Origin of the sequence: Denitrovibrio acetiphilus DSM 12809 (assembly GCF_000025725.1) — a bacterium.
In the GTDB taxonomy this organism is placed as follows: Bacteria; Chrysiogenota; Deferribacteres; order Deferribacterales; family Geovibrionaceae; genus Denitrovibrio; species Denitrovibrio acetiphilus.
Genome location: NC_013943.1, coordinates 1381637 through 1404004 on the forward strand (window position 1 = coordinate 1381637; position 22368 = coordinate 1404004).

Annotated in this window: 21 protein-coding genes; all 21 read left to right on the forward strand. The window is 43.1% G+C overall.

All coding sequences use genetic code 11. The features are described from left to right. Window positions 1–88: 88 nt before the first annotated feature. Window positions 89–778: an LOG family protein gene (locus DACET_RS06710; RefSeq protein WP_013010631.1), complete on the forward strand. Its 690-nt coding sequence runs from the start codon at window positions 89–91 to the stop codon at window positions 776–778. After that, entirely contained in the window at window positions 775–1440 is a 666-nt protein-coding gene (locus tag DACET_RS06715) for a histidinol phosphate phosphatase domain-containing protein (RefSeq protein ID WP_013010632.1), read from the forward strand. The genes DACET_RS06710 and DACET_RS06715 overlap by 4 nt, the downstream gene beginning before the upstream one ends. Beyond that, window positions 1441–2019 carry a hypothetical protein gene (locus DACET_RS06720; RefSeq protein ID WP_013010633.1) on the forward strand — a complete coding sequence of 193 codons (579 nt, stop codon included), beginning with the start codon at window positions 1441–1443 and terminating at the stop codon, window positions 2017–2019. Next, window positions 2019–3755 (forward strand): indolepyruvate ferredoxin oxidoreductase subunit alpha, encoded by a 1737-nt coding sequence (iorA, locus tag DACET_RS06725; protein ID WP_013010634.1) that lies wholly within the window; start codon window positions 2019–2021, stop codon window positions 3753–3755. The genes DACET_RS06720 and iorA overlap by 1 nt, the downstream gene beginning before the upstream one ends. Continuing rightward, window positions 3756–4325 carry an indolepyruvate oxidoreductase subunit beta gene (locus DACET_RS06730; protein WP_013010635.1) on the forward strand — a complete coding sequence of 190 codons (570 nt, stop codon included), beginning with the start codon at window positions 3756–3758 and terminating at the stop codon, window positions 4323–4325. Between the two features lie 12 nt (window positions 4326–4337). After that, window positions 4338–5243, forward strand: coding sequence for a PHP domain-containing protein (locus DACET_RS06735; protein WP_013010636.1), 906 nt, complete (start codon window positions 4338–4340; stop codon window positions 5241–5243). Further along, on the forward strand, window positions 5218–5727 hold the full coding sequence (locus tag DACET_RS06740; RefSeq protein ID WP_013010637.1) for a ribosome maturation factor RimP: 510 nt from the start codon (window positions 5218–5220) through the stop codon (window positions 5725–5727). The genes DACET_RS06735 and DACET_RS06740 overlap by 26 nt, the downstream gene beginning before the upstream one ends. Before the next feature lie 155 nt (window positions 5728–5882). Beyond that, entirely contained in the window at window positions 5883–7265 is a 1383-nt protein-coding gene (gene nusA / locus DACET_RS06745) for a transcription termination factor NusA (protein WP_013010638.1), read from the forward strand. Further along, complete coding sequence (locus DACET_RS06750) at window positions 7258–7500, forward strand: YlxR family protein (protein ID WP_013010639.1); 243 nt, start codon at window positions 7258–7260, stop codon at window positions 7498–7500. Before nusA ends, DACET_RS06750 begins: the two co-directional genes overlap by 8 nt. Window positions 7501–7505: 5 nt before the next feature. Then, complete coding sequence (infB, locus tag DACET_RS06755; protein ID WP_013010640.1) at window positions 7506–10757, forward strand: translation initiation factor IF-2; 3252 nt, start codon at window positions 7506–7508, stop codon at window positions 10755–10757. 182 nt (window positions 10758–10939) lie between these two features. Beyond that, complete coding sequence (gene rbfA, locus DACET_RS06760; RefSeq protein WP_013010641.1) at window positions 10940–11272, forward strand: 30S ribosome-binding factor RbfA; 333 nt, start codon at window positions 10940–10942, stop codon at window positions 11270–11272. Between the two features lie 2 nt (window positions 11273–11274). Next, window positions 11275–12168, forward strand: coding sequence for a tRNA pseudouridine(55) synthase TruB (truB, locus tag DACET_RS06765; protein WP_013010642.1), 894 nt, complete (start codon window positions 11275–11277; stop codon window positions 12166–12168). Window positions 12169–12294: 126 nt separating this feature from the next. Next, window positions 12295–12564: a 30S ribosomal protein S15 gene (gene rpsO, locus DACET_RS06770; protein ID WP_013010643.1), complete on the forward strand. Its 270-nt coding sequence runs from the start codon at window positions 12295–12297 to the stop codon at window positions 12562–12564. An 8-nt stretch (window positions 12565–12572) separates the two neighbouring features. After that, a complete protein-coding gene (pnp, locus tag DACET_RS06775) occupies window positions 12573–14708 on the forward strand; it encodes a polyribonucleotide nucleotidyltransferase (RefSeq protein ID WP_013010644.1) in 2136 nt (711 codons plus the stop codon). Between the two features lie 266 nt (window positions 14709–14974). Beyond that, window positions 14975–16186: a M16 family metallopeptidase gene (locus tag DACET_RS06780; RefSeq protein ID WP_013010645.1), complete on the forward strand. Its 1212-nt coding sequence runs from the start codon at window positions 14975–14977 to the stop codon at window positions 16184–16186. Further along, window positions 16168–16602 carry a dUTP diphosphatase gene (gene dut, locus DACET_RS06785; protein ID WP_013010646.1) on the forward strand — a complete coding sequence of 145 codons (435 nt, stop codon included), beginning with the start codon at window positions 16168–16170 and terminating at the stop codon, window positions 16600–16602. Before DACET_RS06780 ends, dut begins: the two co-directional genes overlap by 19 nt. 37 nt (window positions 16603–16639) lie before the next feature. Next, window positions 16640–19189, forward strand: a complete 2550-nt coding sequence (glgP, locus tag DACET_RS06790; RefSeq protein ID WP_013010647.1) for an alpha-glucan family phosphorylase — start codon at window positions 16640–16642, stop codon at window positions 19187–19189. Next, entirely contained in the window at window positions 19180–19713 is a 534-nt protein-coding gene (locus tag DACET_RS06795; protein WP_013010648.1) for a macro domain-containing protein, read from the forward strand. The genes glgP and DACET_RS06795 overlap by 10 nt, the downstream gene beginning before the upstream one ends. Then, complete coding sequence (locus DACET_RS06800; RefSeq protein WP_013010649.1) at window positions 19710–20867, forward strand: MFS transporter; 1158 nt, start codon at window positions 19710–19712, stop codon at window positions 20865–20867. Before DACET_RS06795 ends, DACET_RS06800 begins: the two co-directional genes overlap by 4 nt. A 63-nt stretch (window positions 20868–20930) precedes the next feature. Next, on the forward strand, window positions 20931–21680 hold the full coding sequence (locus DACET_RS06805) for a purine nucleoside phosphorylase YfiH/LACC1 family protein (RefSeq protein ID WP_013010650.1): 750 nt from the start codon (window positions 20931–20933) through the stop codon (window positions 21678–21680). Continuing rightward, window positions 21673–22362: a YggS family pyridoxal phosphate-dependent enzyme gene (locus DACET_RS06810; RefSeq protein WP_013010651.1), complete on the forward strand. Its 690-nt coding sequence runs from the start codon at window positions 21673–21675 to the stop codon at window positions 22360–22362. Before DACET_RS06805 ends, DACET_RS06810 begins: the two co-directional genes overlap by 8 nt. The last annotated feature ends 6 nt before the right edge of the window (window positions 22363–22368 follow it).

The window sequence follows — 22368 nt, forward strand, 5'->3', positions numbered from 1 at the left end:
TAATATGTTTGGAAGGAGGAAAACGATTGTTGATAAAAACCTGTAATTTGTGTATCTTATTGAACTCTAACTGTCTGATAGGTGATAGATGAAAGATTTGTTTGACCAAAATGACATGCAGTACCTTATTGACGATATGAAAGTCGGTGATACCTGGCGCATTTTCAAGATTCTCGCTGAATTTGTTGAGGGATTTGAAAAACTTTCCAAGATTGATCCGGCAGTCACTGTTTTCGGTTCGGCAAGGGTTAAAGAAGATGATCCTCAGTATCAGCTTGCCAGAGAGATAGGCGCCAAGCTTGCAGCGGAAGGGATCACTGTTCTTACCGGAGGCGGTCCGGGGATTATGGAGGCAGCTAACAGAGGAGCTCATGAACAGGGTGGTCTCTCTGTCGGTCTTAATATAGAGCTTCCTTACGAACAGCGCCCTAATCCATATGTGAAGAAATCAATCACGTTTGACTATTTTTTCGTACGCAAAGTGATGTTGGTTAAGTATGCTAATGCATTTATCATACTCCCCGGCGGATTTGGTACTATGGATGAGCTTTTTGAAGCTATAACCCTTATCCAGACCGGTAAAATCTTACCTTTCCCTACAATACTCGTTGGTAAAGACTACTGGTGCGGACTTGTGGACTGGATAAAAAACAGAATGCTTGGCTCCGGCTATATTAATAAATCGGATATGAACTTTCTTCAGGTTGTTGACACAGCCGACGAAGTGCTTAGTATAATAAAAGAGTTTCTGGAAACAAGCAGCAGGGCGGCAAGATGATAAAAATGTATGATCTGCACACTCACACAACCTTCAGTGACGGCGTTCTCATTCCATCTGAATCAGCAAGAAGGGCAGAGATTGACGGTTATGCTGGTATGGCTTTCACCGATCATGCTGACGAGTCTAATTATATGCATATACTTGAAAATCAGCTCAGGTTCAAAGAGGAGTTTAACGCTCAGAGTGAAGTGTTTAAAGTTCTGGTTGGGCTGGAGCTCACGCATGTACGACCTGCACAGATTCCGAACCTTACAGAAAAGGCAAGGAGTGCCGGAGCAGATATTATAGTTGTTCACGGTGAAACGATAACAGAACCCGTTGCGGAAGGTACAAATGATGCTGCTGTTGAGGCTGGGGTTGACATACTGGCTCATCCCGGGCTTATCAGTGATGATACCATCAGGAAAGGAATAGCAAAAAATGTCTATTTTGAAATAAGTACCCGCAAAGGTCACAGCATAACAAATGGGCATGTGGCAAAGAGAGTGCTCGAGCTGGGCGGTGAGCTTGTGATAAACAATGACTACCACGCACCAGGCGACAGGGTCAGTGTGGAGATGGCGCAGAAAATCTTAGCCGGAGCCGGACTCAGTAATGATGAAATAAATCAAGTGTTTGAAAACAATAGAAAAATATTTTTTAAATCTCTGGAGGCTTAAGTGAGCAGAAAGAAACAGAAACAACAGATCGAAGAAGAAGCAGTCGATAAGATGGATCTTTTTCTGGCAAATAACTACAAAAAACTACTCAGCGGACTGGCTGTGCTGCTTGTGGTTTTTCTTGCCGGATACGCTTTTAAAAACATGAACCAGTCCAAGAGCTCTATGATGGCAAACAAAGCAGGGCAGTTAGAAATGCTTGTGATGCTTTCTCAGGGAGATAAAGAGCAAGTTGGGAAGTTTCTGGAGATAGGCGACGAATACCCTAAGTTTGGTGCATATGTGAACCTTAAAGCTGCTGAACTTCTGATTTCTGCTGATAAGAGAGATGAAGCTGCGGCTCCTCTTAATAATGTAGAAGGCGACCTGAAAGAGCTTGCAGATGGACTTAAATTTGATACAGGGCTTGGTGACGTGAATCAGGAGCAGTATCTCTCTGGTAGTAAAATGACTGCACTCTGGTATTACAGAGCATATCTTGCCGCTGATGGAGACAAGAAACAGGAAATAATGGAAGCATTTAAAAATAAATATCCAGAAAATGAACTATATAAGCAGATCGAAAGGTGGAATGGCTGATGAAAAAAGTTTTGAGCGGTAACGAGGCATTTGCCAGAGCCGCATATGAGGCGGGAGTTGGTGTTGTAAGCTCTTACCCCGGAACTCCGAGTACAGAAATAACAGAATGCGCTTCGAAATATAAAGAATTTTATACTGAGTGGGCTACGAATGAAAAGGTGGCTATGGAAGTTGCCATTGGTGCAAGCCTCGGCGGAAAGCGAGCCATGACATGCATGAAGCATGTTGGTTTGAACGTTGCATCTGACCCGATAATGACACTTTCTTATACTGGTGTCAATGCTGGGCTTGTGGCTATCGTTGCTGATGATCCGAACATGTACAGTTCCCAAAACGAACAGGACAGCAGACATTACGCCAGATTTGGCAAAATGCCTATGCTCGAACCCTGTGACAGTGCAGAGGCAAAACGCTTCACAAAAGAAGGCTTTGCCATATCAGAAGAGTTCTGCACCCCTGTGCTCGTGAGATCCTGCACACGTGTTTCCCACACTCAGACAGTCGTAGAGCTTGAAGACAGGGTCGAAGCTCCTAAATTTGCTCCTGAAAACGATATCCAGAAATGGGTTATGATTCCTGCTAACGCCAGAAGAAAACACAAAATAGTTGAAAACAGACAAGAGCAGATTACTGAACTTGCAGAAAGCGATAAATATAACCCTTATGTTATCCGTGATAAATCTATTGGGGTCGTGTGCGCTGGTGTAGCATATAATTATGTTCGTGAAGCACTGCCGGAAGCATCCACACTTAAGCTGGATATGGTATGGCCTTTACCCATGAAAAAAATATTAGCATTCAGTAAGTTAGTAGATAAACTTTATGTAGTGGAAGAGCTTGACCCGTTCTTTGAAACAGAGATAAAAGCTGCCGGCATCAAAGTTGAGAAGCTTGAAAGAAGTCTTTGCGGTGAGCTTTCTGCTGATGCAGTTTGTGCACTTTTTGAGGGTAGAGAATATGAACCTGAGACCGATACAAGCCTCCCGTTTCGTCCGCCGAATATGTGCCCGGGATGTTCCCACAGGGGCATGTTCTATGCAATAAACAGGCTGAAGCTTTTTGTGACCGGAGACATAGGGTGCTACACTCTCGGTCTGCTTCCTCCGCTGAAAGCTATTAATACAACGGTTTGCATGGGAGCAAGCATCGGTATGGCGCATGGACTGGATAAGGCGGCAGATGGTATGTCGCAGAAATCCGTTGCTGTTATCGGTGACTCAACATTTCTGCATACGGGGATAAACAGCCTCGTGAATACAGTCTATAATCGAGGGCATTCAACAGTCGTCATTCTGGATAACACTATTACCGGCATGACAGGACACCAGCCTAATGCAGGCTCAGGGTGCGACATTCACGGCGAACCTGTTCCGAAGATAGACTATGTTAATCTCTGCAAATCCATTGGCGTCAACCCTGACAACATCCGTATTGTTGATCCTTTTGATATAACAAAATGCATGGAAGTTCTGAAAGAGGAAACTTCCAAAAAAGCTCCAAGTGTTATAATAACCAATAAACCATGTATATTTGCTGATAGAAGCGTCATTGAAGAGTCATATTTTATCCACGAAGACAAATGCAGCGGCTGCACCATATGCACAAGGCTCGGCTGTCCTGCTATTTTGTGGGACGCAGAGAAGAGAGTGGCACATATTGACGAGACACTCTGTACAGGCTGCCACCTGTGTATCAAAGTATGTAAATTCGGCGCGATAGAGCAGAGGAGCAAATAGATGAAGCTTGATATTCTTATGGTTGGAGTCGGGGGGCAGGGGACTGTCCTTTCAAGCAATATCGTCTGCGATGTTGCACTGGCTAACGGTTATGATGTTAAAAAGAGTGAAATACACGGCATGGCTCAGAGGGGCGGAAGCGTTGTTACCCATATCCGTGTAGGAGACGAGGTCTTTGCACCTACTATACCTGACGGCAGTGCTGACATCATAGTTTCTTTTGAAAAGATGGAATTTCTCAGATACATGGACTATTATAATGAAAATACAATTCTTGTGCTCAATACACAAGTTATAGCTCCACCGTCTGTTGCTGATGGAACAGCCGACTATCCTGAAGCAAAAATAGAAGAGACAAAAACAAAATTCAGTAAGGTCTATGAAACAGACGCTATTTCCAAGGCTATGGAGATCGGCAATCCGAAAGTTGCAGGTATGATCGTTCTCGGAATCCTTGCGAAAGGGGTTCCGTTTAAAAAAGAAGCTTGGGAGCAGGCTATAAAAGACAGAGTTCCGCCAAAAACAACTGATCTGAACCTTAAGGCTTTTGACGTTGGTTACAATATATAGCCGGAGAGGAATTTGAATTTTAATATAGATATGTTTGATCTGCATATGCACTCTGATCATAGTTCTGATGGTGTTCTTTCACCGGATGAGATATTAACTGTAACAAGATCCAGAGGCATAAATATGTTTTCCATTACGGATCATAACTCTGTGGCATCCGCAGATGTTATGAAATGGAATGAGGGGAAATACGGCAGTCAAACCCTATATATAAACGGTGTGGAGCTCTCGCTTTATCATGGGGACAGAGAGGTTCATGTCTGTGCTTATGGATATAACGCAAGCTGTAATACCCTCGCGGGGATTCTTGAAGTTTATCATCGTAATAGGATTCTCCAGACAGAACTACGTATTGAAAAGCTTCAGGATTCTGGTTTTCGTGTAGATTACGGCGAAGTCATGCAGGCTGCCGGAGGTAAAATGCCTTCCGGTGTTACTATGCTGAAAGTGCTTGCCAGATATCCGGAAAACAGAGAGGCTCTCTTCGACTATCTAGAAGGTGAAAAGTCAAACTCGCCATATACAAACTTTTATTTCGATTACTTTACCAAGGGTGGAAAAGGATATGTCCATGTTCCGCTTCTGGATTTTTACGATACGGTTGAAAAGATGAAAGATAAAGCAGTGCTGATCATAGCACACCCTTCACTTTATACCGATAGGCATATATCCGAACTGGTAATAGACGGAATAGACGGCATTGAGGCATATTCGTCATATCATTCAGCGGAAAATGTTGAGTATTATAAGCAATATGCTCGTGATAATAAACTGCTTGTAACCGCCGGAAGCGATTTTCACGGTGAAAGGATAAAGCCCGGAATACATCTGGGTGGGCACGGATGCACCGATAAAGGGGTAGCCGAAAAATTCCTTGAAAGGGTTACATCTTATGAAAAAGGGTATATATTCATCTGATATGAAAGACAACAATAGATTTATAATACAGAAAATTAAACAGGATATAATCAGAGTTCTGTCCGAAAAAGGTCTTGAGCTTTTTGATATGACTCTGCGGAGTGAGCGCGGTGGAAAAGTTTTACGCATAACTATAGATAAAGAGACGGGACCCGGTATAGAAGATTGTACAGAGGCGAGCAGAGCCATTTCTGCTTTCCTGGATGGTGAAGATAACATTGTTCCTCTTGATAAGTACCACCTTGAAGTATCAACCCCCGGGCTTGAGAGACCGCTTCGGAGCCAGCAGGACTTTGTCAGACAGACAGGAAAAAAATGTAAAATTATTACTGTTAACAAAGATGAATCCGGCAGAAAGAGCTACACAGGAAAGATAGATTCTGTAGATGACAGTAAAGTCACCCTTTACGTGGAAAAAGAGAGTGCTGCCTTTGAAATCTCGTTGGATAACATATCCAAGGCTAATTTAGTGGTGGAGTTCTGATATCAGCAAGTATACTGAAATTAAACCTTGCATTACAAACATAACTATGATATTTATATTACCGAAGTGGGCATTGGGCCCACTTTTTTTATGCTTAGAATTAATACTATAATATATTTCCGTATAGGCGTTTAGCCTGTTTTTCAGGAGGAGAAATGAGCAAGGAACTGACAAAAGTTGTCGATGAGATAGGCAGAGAGAAAGGGATAGCCAGAGAGCTCCTTCAGGAAGCACTGGAGGAATCCATTTTTGCTGCTGTTGCCAGAAAAATCGGCAAACTCCTTGAGCCTGATGTTTTTGTTGATATTGATAAAGGCACAATTGAAATACTTTTGCCGAAAGAAGTTTGCGAAAGCGTTGATGATAAATGGACAGAAATTCATATTGATAACGCTGACGAATTTAAAGAAAACCCTCAGCTCGGTGACGTTATTATGGTTCCGGCAACTCTTGAGGAGCTTGGCAGACAGGCGGCTCTTGTTGCTAAACAGAAACTGTTTGAAAAACTTCGTGACGCAGAAAAACAAGTTGTTCTGGATCAGTTTCAGGACAGAATCGGCGAAATAGTCAACGGTGTTGTTCTTAAGACGGACAGAGATAACCTTATTATAAATATTGGAAAAACAGAAGCTGTTCTTCCTAAGCGTGAGATGATCGGCGGCGACTTCTTTAACAGAGGCGACTACGTTAGAGCCCTTCTGCTTGATATCAGAATTATCAAAGGCTGGCCGCAACTCATCCTTTCCAGAACACATCCTGAGTTTATGAAAAAACTCTTTGAAACAGAAATACCTGAAGTTTTTGAAGGTATCATAGATGTTAAAGCGGTTTCCAGAGAGCCGGGCGATCGTGCTAAAGTCGCTGTTTATACCACAAACAGCAGCATTGATCCTGTTGGTGCATGTATCGGTCTCAAAGGTGTTCGTATTAATGCTATCAGCAACGAACTCCGCGGAGAGAAGATTGATGTCATTGAGTGGTCACCTGATTCAATCAAGTTTGTATGCAACGCTATTTCTCCTGCTGAGGTCGTTCTTACCAACATATTCGAAGATGAAGAAACAATCGAGATTGTTGTTCCGGATGATCAGCTTTCCCTCGCTATAGGTAAAAAAGGGCAGAATGTACGCCTTGCCGCGAAGCTCACAGAGTGGAGGCTTGATGTTCTTAAAGAATCTGAATACGCAGAAATAAGAAAAGAACGTATGCAGGATCAGGAACAGGATCTTAAAGAATTTTATGAAATGTATAACCTCGACAATCTCGAGGGGTTGGATGCAGATACTATGCACAGTCTCATTGAGGCTGGGTATGACGATATAGAGAAACTTTCTAACGCTGACTTCAAAGAAGTTGCACAAGAGCTTGAGTGTGAAGAAGAGAAAGCTGTGTCGCTTATAAACATGGCGCTTGACTACCTCGCTAATAAATTCGATGAACTCGAAGATGAGATCGAAGAAGCAGAAGAAGCAGCGGATACTGAAGAGAAAGAAGAAACTGAAGAACCGGAGACAGATACAGACACAGAAAATGACTAATACAGGGGCTAAAACTCCTTTAAGGACATGCGTTGCCTGTGGTACTAAAAAGCCTAAAAGCAAGCTTTTGCGTTTTGTACTGGAGCAGGGGATATGTATGGATGAAAGGCAGATCCGACATGGGCGCGGAGCTTATGTCTGTATGGATGAAAAATGCAGAGAAACCGGCATCGAAAAGAAAAAGCTGCAAAGGTCACTGCATAAAGTTACCAGACGGAACCGTAAAACGGGGTGAAATATATGGCTGGAATCAAAATCGCTGACGTAGCTAAGAAGCTCGGAAGCAACGAAGAAGAAACTAAACAAAAAATAACTAATGGCGGATTCAAAATTGCGGACGATAATACCGTTGGCGATGAAGCTGTTAAAGCTCTCGGAATAGACCCTCAGCATCTTAGGCTTGACAGAAGACAGGAAATGCTTAAAAAGGCTATGGAGAGACATAAAAGACACCCCCGGTCAAGAGAAGTTAAAGTTGGCTCCGGTGATGAGCCTTCTGCGCCTAAAAAGATTTCTAAGCAGGAACTTATGGACAGGAAGAAAAAACTGGAAAATACCATCCGTAAAGTAGATGAACACAGAGAAACTATGAAGGACGAGCAGATGAATGATACTCCGTCGCCAGCTGTGGAAAAATCTTCTGCCCCTGAAAAAACTGAAACTGTGAAACAGGAGACTGTAAAAACGGCAGCTCAGCAATCTGAAACGGCTGAGTCTTCTGCTAAGACTGAAACAAAAGAAACTGTTACTCCTCAAACGCAAACAGAACAAAAGCAGGAAGTGAGACCAAAACCTCAACAACCGGCAGGAGAAAGACGTCCGCAGGGTGACAGAGATAACCGTCCTCAGGGTGACAGACCTGCTTATAATAGAGACAACCGTCCTCAAGGCGACAGACCTCCGTATAACAGAGACAACCGTCAACAAGGTGACAGACCTCCGTATAACAGAGATAACCGCACACAAGGCGACAGACCTCCGTACAATAGAGACAACCGTCCTCAAGGTGACAGACCTCCGTACAATAGAGACAACCGCACACAAGGTGACAGACCTCCGTATAACAGAGATAACCGCACACAAGGCGACAGACCTCCGTATAACAGAGATAACCGTCAACAAGGTGACAGACCTCCGTACAACAGAGATAACCGCACACAAGGTGACAGACCTCCGTATAACAGAGATAACCGCACACAAGGCGACAGACCTCCGTATAACAGAGATAACCGCACACAAGGTGACAGACCTCCGTACAACAGAGATAACCACACACAAGGCGACAGACCTCCGTATAGACCTCAGGGTGACAGACCGTCGAGACCAAAACCAGGTTTAGATGAAGGCGGAGCACTGGCTCCTGAGAAGAAGAAAGTTCTTAAAGATAAACCTAAAGCAGCACCGGTTGAGGCTAAAAAAGTTAAAGCTCCGGTACAAAAGAAAGAAAAAAATATCCACAAGGGTATGGATGAAGGTATTGAATTGTTCGAACTTGAACGTGAGATACTACAGTCTGATACTCAAACTGATGTGGCAGCAGAATATAAAGAGATACCTGTAGAGACTGAAGTTAAGAAAGTTGTCGAAAAGAAACCTCAATATGACAACAGAAGACGTGGCGGCAGAAAGCAGAAGGGGAAAAGAAGAGAAGAGAAACCGGAACCAATTATTATCAGACCTTCCAGCGTCGTTGTTGGTGAAAATATCGTCGTTTCCGAGCTTGCAAAACTTATGGGTGTCAAAGCGACTGAGCTGATCAAAAAGCTCATGCTCATGGGTGTTATGGCGAGTGTGAATCAGGCTATTGATGCTGATACAGCTGTTTTACTTGGCGGAGAATACGGGATTGAAGTTAAAGTCAAATTCCTCACAGAAGATGACCTTATTCCTGTTCATGATGACAAAGAAGAAGAGCTTACTTCGAGACCGCCGATAGTTACCGTTATGGGACACGTTGACCACGGTAAGACATCACTCCTCGACCGCATAAGACAAACAGCGGTGGCAGAAGGTGAAGCCGGTGGTATCACACAGCACATCGGTGCTTATGAAGTTAAAATGGAAAAAGGGACAATAACATTTCTCGATACACCAGGTCACGAGGCGTTCACAACACTTCGTGCCAGAGGTGCCAGTGTTACTGACGTTGTAATACTGGTGGTTGCTGCGGACGATGGCGTTATGCCTCAGACAAAAGAGGCTATCGACCATGCTAAAGCTGCCGGTGTTAAACTTATTGTTGCTATTAACAAAATAGATAAAGAAAATGCCAACCCTGACATGGTTAGAAACCAGCTTGCCGAACACGGGGTTATCTCTGAGGACTGGGGCGGTGATTATCAGTTCCAGGAGATATCAGCGAAGGCAAATCTTCATATAGAAGACCTTCTGGAAAGAGTTTTGCTTGAAGCGGAGCTGCTGGAGCTTAAGGGTAATCCTACAGCACTTGCAGAAGGTATCGTCATAGAATCCAAGCTGGACAAGCAGAAGGGTGCTGTTGCTACAGTGCTTATAAACAGAGGTACACTGAATAAAGGTGATAACTTTGTTGTTGGTACTGAATTTGGTAAAGTCAGAGCGATGTTTAACTACAAAGGGGCATCCATAAAAGAAGCCGGTCTTTCTGTACCTGTTGAAATAATGGGATTTTCCGGTGTGCCGCAGTCTGGAGACAGATTCGTTGTTACACCTGATGAGAAAACAGCAAGACAGGTCGCAGACCTCCGCAGCGATGAAGCCCGTAAGAAGAATTTTGCAGAAAAATCAGCAGTGAGCCTTGCAGATCTTTTCAATAAGATCAAAGAGGGTGAACTGAAAGAGCTTAACATTGTGCTTAAGGCCGATGTTCAGGGATCGCTCGAAGCTCTGAAGTCTTCTCTGATAAAACTCTCCAACCCTGAGGTTAAGATCAATATAATCTCAAACGGTGTGGGTGGTATATCCGAAAATGACGTTATTCTTGCATCTGCCTCTAATGCTGTTGTTATAGGTTTTAATGTTCGTCCAGGTGTTCAGGCGAGGGTGAAAGCAGAACAGGAAGGTATCGAACTGAACCTTTACTCTGTAATCTATCAGGCGATAGACGATGTTAAACAGGCGATGGAAGGTATGCTTGACCCATCCAGTCGTGAGGAAGTTATCGGGCGTGCGGAAATACGTCAGATATTCTCTGTGCCGAAGATTGGCAAGATTGCCGGTTCTTACGTTACAGATGGTAAAGTACAGCGAAATGCACACGTTAGGGTTGTAAGAAACTCTATTGTAATATATGATGGCGTCCTTTCGTCTCTGAAGAGATTTACAGATGACGTTAAAGAAGTTGCAACCGGATATGAGTGCGGTATCGGTATAGACAAATACAACGACCTTAAAGACGGTGATTCATTTGAATTCTACGTTATGGTAGAAGAAAAACGTACGCTTGAAGATGTCCGTAAAGATGCAGAAAAGAAAGAAAAGGCCGAAGCTGCTGAAGCAGAAGCCGGAGAATAATCCCAGCGGGATTGAAATAATCATTAGTCGATGAAGTTTGAAGGGTCTGAAGCAGAAAGTAATTGATAGTTTCAGATCCTTCATATAAACTCCATATGGCTTTAATATAATTGACCGTTGTGGCGGTTTCGTCTTCTAGGACGTTGCTGCGCTTCTGGACATAGATCAGGAGATTTTGTAAATTGAGAGACAGAAGAGTCGGGGAGCTTTTACGCTCTGAAATAATGGACGTTATTATCAAAGAGGTTAACGACCCCAAGATCAAGGATGTTGTTCTTACAAAAATTGATGTAACAAAAGATCTCTCAATAGCAAAAGTCTATTTCAGCACTTATAACAAAAGTGCTAAAGAAGGCATTGAGCGTGGGCTAAACAGATCCGCAGGGTTTATCAGACACTGCATTCTGAAAGGACTCAGGCTTAAAAAAGTGCCTACCCTCCGTTTTATCTATGACGATTCAGGAGATTACGGCCAGAAGATTGATGGTCTTTTAAAAGACATCACCTCAGAGTAGTAATGAATGGCGTATTAAATATTTACAAAGAAAAAGACATGACATCCTTTGATGTTGTGAAAGCTGTCAGGCGCATTACAGGCGTGAAGAAGTGCGGTCATCTCGGCACACTTGACCCCATGGCAGAAGGTGTTTTACCTGTCTGTGTGGGATACGCAACAAAGCTCGTTGACTATATGATGGCTGCCGATAAAGAATACGTAGCACAGTTCAAACTTGGCTGCAGTACAGACAGCTATGACTCAACCGGCAATGTGCTTGAAAAATGTGAAGATATAAAACCGGACTATGAAGAGGTTGAGAAAGTGCTCAAATCTTTCGTAGGTGAGCCGGAGCTTACTATCCCTGCTTTTTCCGCTGTTAAAATTAACGGAAAGCGAGCCTATGAACTGGCTAGAAAGGGTGAAATAGAAGATGCCGGAAAGCGTGTTATGAAGATAAACGACATAACACTTATGGGGTATGAATACCCTGAAGGGATGTTTCGGATGTCCTGCTATAAAGGGACTTATGTCCGCAGTGTTATCCACGAAGCGGGGCTGATACTGGGAACATATGGCGTTATGAGCGGACTCATAAGAACTGTCAGCGGTAATTTTGATCATAAAACCGCATATAAGCTTGGCGAGCTGGAAGAGCTGAAAGATAAAGGTGAGCTTGCGGGGGCTTTTACTTCTGTGGTGGACGCCACAGGGTGGGGGACAGCGGTTGTTCACAGAGATGCTGTCAGGCTTGTACAGAATGGTGTTTCAATAAAGAGACACAATTACGTTAAACTTCCTGATGGTGAAAGTGATATGTATTTCATGGCGACACCTGAAGGGGAACTGCTTGCATTTGCAGAGTATGCTGTCGGTGATACATCACCGCTAAGGATAATAAAACTGCTCAAATGAGCATTTTGTAACTGTTAAATTGGCGATTATGGGCTGTGTAAGGCAAAGTCTGGATTATAAATTCACACAAATTGTCTGACAGCTTAAAGAAATATATTTTTAAGAATACCTAGGAGGTAACACAAAATGGTAATGACAAAGGAACGCAAAGAGGAGATTATCGCTACTCACAAAACACACGAGTCCGACACAGGATCTCCTGAAGTACAGGTTGCACTTCTTTCAGAAAGAATCAGCTACCTTACAGACCACTTCAAAACTAACCCGAAGGATCACCACTCAAGACGTGGACTTCTCCTTCTCGTTAGCCAGCGTAGAAAGCTTCTCGACTACGTTAAGAAGAAAGACTACATGAGATATAAAAGACTGATCGACACCCTCGGTATAAGGAAGTAATTTTAAACATGGAAAAAAATATTCACGAATTCCCTATAACCCTTAGCGAAGATTCTGCTGAGATGATCTTCGAGACAGGATGGAAAGCTAAGCAGGCTAACGGAAGCATTTGGATGAAACAGGGTGGAACAGTTGTCCTCGTTACGGCTGCTGGTAAAAAAACAGCATCTGAAAATCAGGGATTTTTCCCCCTTACTGTTAACTATATAGAGAAGTTTTATGCTGCTGGTAAAATCCCCGGAGGATTTTTCAAGCGTGAAGCTAAGCCTACTGACAACGAGACTCTTACATCAAGACTGATAGACAGACCTCTGCGTCCTATGTTCCCTGACGGTTTCAGAAATGAGACTCAGGTCATCGCTCACGTTGTATCATATGACGGTGTAAACTCACCCGATATGCTTGCTATGAACGGTGCTTCTGCTGCCCTCATGATATCTGACATCCCATTCAACGGTCCTATTGCCGGTGTAAGAGTTGGTCGTCTCGATGGCAAGCTCATCATTAACCCGCCTGCGGACAGACTGGAAGAGCTTGACATGAACATTATTCTTGCTGGTACAGACGATGCGATCGTTATGGTTGAGGCAGGAATGAGCGTAGTAAGCGAAGCTGAAGTTATTGAAGCACTCCAATTCGGTCACGACAACATCAAAAAACTTGTTGCAAAACAAAATGAGATGGTTGCTGCGCTCGGAAAAGAAAAATTCGAATACACAAGTTTCTGTGTAGCCGATGAACTCGTTGATGAAGCCATGGCTGAACTTTCCGATAAACTGAAAGAAGCTCTTGTTATTCCAGCTAAACTTGAAAAGTACGAAGCACTTGACAAAATAGGCGAGGAATACCTCGAAGCTATGAAAGAGAAACTTGGCGAAGATGATTTCGACGCTGAGCTTTATAAAAATATCTATCACGAAGTTGAAAAGAAAGCTTTCAGAGACTTTACTATAGACACTAAAACAAGAATTGACGGACGTTCATACACTGACATCCGTGATATCGATATTGAAACAAGGCTGCTCCCCATGGCTCACGGTTCCGGTCTCTTTACAAGAGGGGAAACTCAGGCTCTGGTTGTTGCTACACTTGGTACAAAGACCGATACTCAGATACTTGACACTATTTACGGTGACGGTAAAAAGCGTTTCATGCTTCACTACAACTTCCCTCCATTCTGTGTGGGTGAGGTTGGTTTCCTCAGAGGTCCCGGTCGTCGTGAAATTGGTCACGGTGCTCTTGCTGAAAGATCTCTGGCACAGGTTTTGCCTGATGCTGATGACTTCCCGTATACAATCAGAATAGTTTCAGAGGTTCTTGAGTCTAACGGTTCATCCTCTATGGCTACTGTTTGCGGCGGCTGTCTTGCTCTTATGGATGCTGGTGTGCCTATCAAATCCCCTGTTGCAGGCGTTGCTATGGGGCTTATCTACGAAGGTGCAGACAGATTTGCTGTTCTTTCCGACATCCTCGGTACAGAAGACCACCTCGGCGATATGGACTTTAAAGTTACTGGTACTAAAGACGGTATTACTGCACTTCAGATGGATATCAAAATCGAAGGTCTTTCTCAGGAACTCCTTGAGACTGCTCTTGGTCAGGCTAAAGAGGCCCGTATGTATATCCTTGGCAAGATGACAGATCATATGCCTGTTCCTAACGAGGAACTCGCTCCTACAGCTCCTAGATACGTTACTATGAAGATCAACCCAGAGAAGATCGGAATGGTTATCGGACCTGGCGGAAAAATGATTAAATCTATCATAGAAGAATCAGGTGCAGCTATCGACATAGATGATACAGGCACAATAAACATCTTCGCTGCTGACAAAGCTTCCATCGAGATAGCTGTCCGCAGAGTAAATGAGATCGTTGCTGAAGTTGAAGACGGAGCTGTCTATGATGCTACTGTTAAAAAGATGATGGAATACGGTGCATTCGTTGAACTCATCCCCGGACAGGAAGCACTGCTGCACGTTTCTCAGTATAGCCATGAGCGCATAAACTCTATCGCTGACTACCTTAATGTCGGTGATAAAGTTCAGGTTAAGGTTGTGGGCAAAGACCCTAACGGAAGGTTTAAACTTTCCAGAAAGGTTCTTCTCGAAAGACCTAAAAAAGAAGAAGAGAAAGACGGCGAATAGTCTTTCCTTTCGATATAGTTCTAAGAGGGCGCAGGTTTTAATATCTGTGCCCTTTTTTTGTTTCCAGAATGCTTCTGCACTCTCAATCTCAGAGAGAGTTTCAGTTAGAATAGGTTGGCAGTGTTATTCCATCTTATCTTAAAAAACGCCTTCTTCTGATAAGGGGTGTAATCACAAGAAAACAAACAGGCAGTAAGTTTTCAATAACGTTGACCGCACTTTGATTCGCGTGTAGTATGCATTCTTAATTTTTATAAAGGTTGTACATGCGCAAAGTAATCAAAGCAAATAATATTCCTGTAATCTATGAGAGAGTTTCTGATGCATCAGGACTTTTTACAATGTCGGTTTATTTCAAAAGAGGCTCTGTTCAGGAACCGGATGCGCTGAACGGTATTTCACATCTTATAGAGCACATGGTGTTCCGCAAAACAAGAGACTATACATCCGAAGATATCAGCAAACTGTCAGAGATGTATGGGGGATACCTGAACGCTTTCACATCGAAAGAGGTAACATGTTTTTATATAAAAGGATTCAGAGAAAATCTCGAGCTTTTTATAAAACTGCTGGCAAATATAAGCTTCTACCCTGAGTTCACGCAGGATGATTTTGATCAGGAAAAGCGCATTATAATAGATGAGATAAATTCAACACTCGACAATCCTGAAGAGTTTCTGGGAGAAATTTCAGAAGAGAAATTCTTTGCCGGCTGTTCGCTTCAGAATCCGGTTTCGGGAACTGTGGAGAGTGTGAACAGCATAACCATTGAAACACTGCAAAAATATTATAACGAAAATTATACGCCGGAGAACTGCGTAATAGCTGTTTGCGGAGATGTTGATCCGGACGATACGATAAAGCTGATTTCAGATAATTTCCCGCAGTCAGGCGGTGAGGCGTTGAAAGTTGAAAACAGTATAGTTTACAATACATTCAGTCATGATACACAGTTTAAGTCAGAGCAGGTTTATGCACAGATGATGTACCCTGCATTTCAATACAGCGACGACCGCAGGTTTGCCCTTGGCGGTCTGGGGATGATACTTGGCGGTCTTATGAGTTCCCGTCTGTTTCAGGTTGTTCGGGAGAAACACGGTCTTTGTTACAACATAGAGTGTGAATCTGTCCTTTACAGCAACGGAGGCTATCTGGACATATCATACTCATGCGCTCCGGAAAACAACGATAATGTCATGAAGCTTACCGGCAGAGAGATAGACAAACTTCTTACAAAAGGGATATCAGAAGAGGAGCTTGTTATGGTGAAAAATCAGCTCAAATTTTCTTATTATTCTAATTTTGAGTCTCTGGACAGCAGAGCTCAGATGAATTTTCGACATATTTTTCATTATGGAAAATTACTTGACGGAAATTTAATATTAGGACTGGTTGACTCTTTAAGTATTAAGAGTGTAAACTTAATAGCAGAAGATTTATTTAATAAGGAGTTCAGCCTGTGCAGACTACTACCGTAAAGATTAAAGCAGAAGATAAAACACTGATACCAGAATATAAATCATCCCTGGCAGCCGGCGTTGACCTTATGGCGTCAGGCAGCGGTGAGATCCTTCCCGGAGAAACAGCACTTGTAAAAACTGGAATATCAATAGAGCTCGCCGAAGGCTTCGAGGCGCAGGTTCGCCCGCGAAGCGGACTGGCTCTGAAGCAGGGTGTTACTGTTTTAAACAGTCCGGGAACAATAGATGCTGACTATAGAGGCGAAATTGGTGTTATACTTATAAATCACAGTAAGAATATTTTTCATTATGAGAAGGGGGATCGCATAGCACAGATGGTTATTGCGCCTGTTGTTCAGGCTGAGTTTGTGACTGTTGATGATCTTTCTGATACTGTGAGGGGTGCCGGAGGGTTCGGGCACACCGGAGTCTGATCATAAAAAACTAGAAAACTAAACAAGGTGAAAAGTTATGAAGGTCTACGAGTTTAATGTAAAAACAAAGCTGCCTGATGCACTGAAACCTCTTGAAGATATAGCACATAATCTATGGTACAGCTGGAACTGGGAAGCAAGAGAGCTTTTCCGTATGATAAGCTATGACCTTTGGGAAGAGTGCGGTCATAACCCTGTATGGGTTATATCTAAGCTTACCGAAAAAGATTTCGGAAGGTTGACATCAGATCCGGTTTTTATGAACTTTATGGATACTGTCCATGAAAGACTTAAAGAGTATAAAGACCTTCCTAAATGGTTTGACCTTGCTCACAGCGGGAAACGTGCAGAAGATATGTGTGTTGCATATTTCAGCGCAGAATACGGCATACACGAGTCAGTAAAGCTTTATTCCGGCGGTCTCGGTGTTTTATCCGGCGACCACTGTAAGTCTGCCAGTGACCTTGGCATACCTTTTATTGCTGTAGGGCTCCTTTACCGAAACGGATATTTTCATCAATACCTAAACACGGACGGCTGGCAGCAGCAGTCTGTTCCATATAACGAATTTCACCGGATGCCGCTAAGGCAGGTGACGGATGCCGAGGGCGAACCGCTCATAGTCAATGTTAAGCTGGGCAGCAGAAATGTTTCTGTTAAGGTCTGGGAGATGACTGTAGGTGTTATCCAGCTGTATCTTATGGATACTGACGTCATAACAAATGACATTGAGGATAGAAAAATAACAGGGCAGCTTTACGGCGGAGACAGCGACATGCGCCTCAAGCAGGAGATAATCCTCGGAATAGCGGGTGCAAGAGCACTCCTTGCTATGGGTAAAAAACCGACAGTATATCATCTGAATGAAGGGCATCCTTCTTTTTGCGCTCTGGAACGTATACGGCAGTATGTTCATGACGGTGTGTCACTCAAAAAAGCTGCGGAAATAGTAAAAAAATCAACACTGTTTACAACACATACACCTGTTCCGGCAGGTTTTGACGTTTTCAGTACAGATCAGATAAACAGATTTTTGGGACCTATCTTTGCTGAAACAGGCTTCAACATCAACCAGTTGATGGGATTCGGACGAGAGAACCCGTTTGATGAACATGAAGGGTTTGCAATGGCGATATGCGGAATCAGACTTTCCACATTCCGTAACGGCGTAAGCAAACTCCACGGTCAGGTTTCCCGTGAGATGTTCCGGAAGCTCTGGAACAACGCTCTTGAGGAATATGTGCCTATCGATCATGTTACAAACGGTGTCCATCTTCCTACGTTCATTGCTGAAAATTTTAAAACACTTTATACACGATATATGTCAGAAGCGTGGCTGCACAAGCCTTACGACTTTTCTGTATGGAACGATATAGAAAAGATACCTGACTCTGCACTTTTCGAAGCGAAGGAAAAACAGCGGGACAGGCTCGTTATGTTTGCCCGTGAAAGACTGAAAAAACATGTAATCAAAAGCGGCGGTACAGCCAGCGAGATAACGAAAGCTGATGATGTGCTCCGTTCTGACTGTCTGACAATAGGCTTTGCCAGACGTTTTGCAACTTACAAAAGGGGATATCTGCTCTTTATGGATGAAGAAAGGCTTGAAAAGATACTTAATGACCCCGAAAGACCTGTTCAGATACTGATTGCAGGGAAAGCACACCCGAAAGATGACGGCGGTAAGGAGATCATAAAAAAGATATTCCATATATGCCGTAAGCCTCAGTTCAGAGACAAAATTGTATTCATAGAAGACTACGACATTGAAGTAGCCAGACATCTTGCTCACGGTGTTGATATATGGCTTAACACACCGAGAAGACCTATGGAGGCCTCCGGTACATCCGGTATGAAGATAGCCGCTAACGGCGGACTGAACTTCTCTATACTTGATGGCTGGTGGGACGAAGGTTATAACGGTGAAACCGGATTTGCCATCGGCTCCGGTGAACAGTATGACAAAGAAGAATATCAGGACTATATAGAGAGCATGGAGATCTACGACAAGCTGGAAAATGAGATAGTTCCGCTTTTCTACAACCGTGACAGAATGGGCGTACCGAGAGAATGGATGCACATGATGAAGCAGGCTGTGAAAGTGTGTGCGGCGTTCTTTAACACTTCCAGAATGGTCATGGAATACACAGATAAGTTCTATATCCCTCTGCATAACCTTTATAAAGACATATCTGTTGATAATTTTGCTCCTATTGACGAATATCTTGAGTGGAAAGATTCTGTTATCTCCGGCTGGGACAACTCAGGGTTCAGCTATACCAATGTTCAGGGTGACAGTATGGAGATGGGGTCTGATGTTGTTTTTGAGGCTTCGATAGTCTCCCCGAAAATAGATCATACGCATCTTAATGTTTATGCTGTGGTGGACTTCGACGGTGAGAGTGGTGTTCTGAAAGATCCTGATTTCGTTAAACTGTCGCACGTTGACGATAGCAACGGCGGGCATTACTATAAAACAACATATAAGATAGGCAGGGCAGGGAAGATGAAAGTCGGCTTTGCCGTGCTGCCTTCACACGATTTTGTTAAAAATATATTTGAGCTGAATTTAGTAAAATGGGCGTAACCAGAGAGATAAACGGTACTGTTCTGGAGATAGCACTTCGGGACATTACTAAGCAAACCACTGACGCTATTGTGAACCCCGCCAACCGTCAGCTTAAAATGACCGGCGGTGTTGCCGGTGCCATTGCCGCAAAGGGCGGCAGAAGCATACAGGAGGAGTGTGACGAAATAGGCTCATGCCCTCTTGGCGAAGCTGTCATGACCGGAGCAGGATTTCTTAAAACGACTTATATCATACATGCCGTTGGGCCCAGATATGGAGTTGATCCGGAACCTGAGAAATACTTAAAGTCAGCCGTTATGAAATCTATAGAACTTGCTGATAAAAATAACTTATCCGACATTGCTATCCCTGCGATTTCAGCGGGGATATTCGGGTATCCGCTTGAAGATGCTGCGGAAGTTATTATCTCTGCTGTGATAGAAAAGATTTTGTCCGGTACAAAACTTAACAAAATTTTACTATGCCTTTTCACTGAAAATGATTATATGGTATTTATTAATACTTTGGACAGGCTTAAGTGACAGATCAATCAAACAGCAGGATGTATCTTTTTCTCCTCATTATGAACATTGCAGCATACGTCGGCTATCAGAGCTGGCGGTCTATGTTCAATAACTTTGCTGTTGAAATTGGCAATGTTGACGGTTATCAGATGGGGATCATACAGTCCCTGCGTGAGGTTCCGGGCTTTCTGGCACTGCTTGTTATCCTCGCCATAATCATGCTTCCGGAGCATAAACTTGCACCGGTTAGTATCATAGTCCTTGGTGCAGGAGTTGGTCTCACCGGTTTTCTCCCCAGCTTTTACGGTCTTATCATAACCACTATGATTATGTCTTTTGGGTTTCATTATTACGAAACTGTTAATCAGTCGCTTACTATACAGTATTTTGATAAACGGACATCTCCTATCGTTTTCAGCCGACTGCGAAGCATATCCGCAGGGACGAATATAATTGCCGGAGTAATGGTTATCCTATTGCTCAAGTTTATAGAATATAAGTATATCTATTTTGTTGCCGGAGTTTTAGTGGTTATCGCCGGGATATACTGTCTGACGCTGGATCCTACAGACCCTAACAAGCCTGTTCAGAAAAAGAAACTTTATCTTAAAAAGAAATACTGGCTTTACTATGTTCTAACTTTCTTATCCGGTGCACGCAGACAGATTTTCGTAGCCTTTTCAGTTTTTCTGATGGTGGAGAAATTTAATTTTTCAGCAACTGAAGTAGCTGGTCTTTTTATTGTAAACAATGCAGTTAATTATTTCTTTAACCCTCTTATAGGGAAGGGGATAAATAGATTTGGGGAACGCAGGATGCTGTCTCTGGAGTATGGAACACTTATTTTTGTCTTTACAGCCTATGCTCTCACAGACAGTAAGCTGATTGTTGCGGGACTTTATATCATTGACCACATCGTTTTTAATTTTGCAATTTCAATAAGGACATTTTATCAGAAGATAGCTGACCCTGAAGACTTTGCAAACGGTATGGCAATGGGCTTCACTATCAATCACATAGCTGCTGTGTTCATCCCTGTTGCGGGCGGGGCGTTGTGGCTTCTTGATTATCGCATATCATTCTTTTCAGGTGTAATCCTTGCGGTTTGCTCACTCATTTTTGTTCAGATGATTGACAGAGAAGTAGCAAAAGCTGAGGGCTCGGTCGCTTAAAAAGACCTTTTTACTTGATGATTCAAAAAACCTCTTGTAGTATAAGTAGATAGAGGTATGTTTATGGACTTTGAAAAGTCGGGTATTCTTGTTAAATCCTATGAGCACACTCCTGACGGGGTAGATTGTTTTGTAACCACCAGAAAAGGCGGATACAGCAAAGGTGTTTTCGACAGTATGAATACTGCTGTTTATAATGGAGATGAACCAAGGGATGTTATTAAAAACATTGAACTTTTACAGTCTGTTTTTTGTCTGAAAAGTCTGAACACGCTGTTTCAGGTACACGGGAAAGATGTTATAGAAATCACTAGTGAGAATCGTGTGGATGTCCTTTTTAGCGAAGGGGACGGGCTTTTCACTCTTGAAAATGATATGGCATTAGGTGTCTTGACGGCTGACTGTTATAACCTTTTTTTCGCCGGAGAGAAAGGGATTGCTGCACTTCACTGCGGACATAAGTCTGTTTCGGCTGACATCATGACCGCCGGCATACAGATGTTTGAAAAGTATAATGATTTTCCTGTTTTTGCAGGTATAGGCCCTGGCATCTCAGCAGAAAAATATGAAGTGGGCGTTGAGCTCGCAGAAAAATTTGATAAAATCTGCCCAAAGGCTGTCAAGCAGGACGGAAATAGTTTCAGGCTATGCCTGAGGACGGTGATAGAAGAAAATCTCATCTCGAAAGGGATAACTAATATAGAACACCTGAGAAACTGTACTTTTACCGATGAAAACCTATACTCATACAGGCGTGACAATGGGAATACCGGCAGAATGACAGGTGTAATTGTGAGGCGGAGCATTGTTTAAGGACAGGCTTGAAAATATTATAAAAGACGTTGAAGAGGCTAAAAAACGCAGCGGTCGAACACATGATGTTACTATCGTAGCTGTTAGTAAACGTTTCCCGCTGGAAGATATCGAAAATGCATATGATACCACCGGACATACTATTTACGGTGAAAACCGTATTCAGGAAGCATTGGATAAATCTGCATCCTTAATGAAGACCAGACCGGATGTTCAGGTGCATTTTATCGGACACATTCAGACAAATAAGGTGAAGTATCTGAAAAATAACTTTGCCCTGATCCACTCTGTGGATTCTGAAAAACTTGCTGAGTTTATGCAGAAGCATTTTGAAAAGGAAGACCGTGTTCAGGATGTTCTGGTACAGGTGAATATTGCACATGATGAAAACAAAAGCGGTACAGGCGAAGAGGATGCTTTTCAACTTTGTGATTTCATCAGAAGCTGCCCTAATCTGCATCTGAGAGGGCTTATGATGATGCCTCCACTCGTGGACGATGTTGAGGATAATAGATGCTACTTCACGAGAATGAAAAAAATGTTTGACAAGTGCAATGATATAAAGGGATACAATATAGACACTCTGTCCATGGGGATGAGTGGTGATTATCAGGTTGCTGTGGAAGAGGGGAGCACTATGGTTCGTGTGGGGACTGCACTCTTCGGGCACAGGCAATATTAAGAGGAA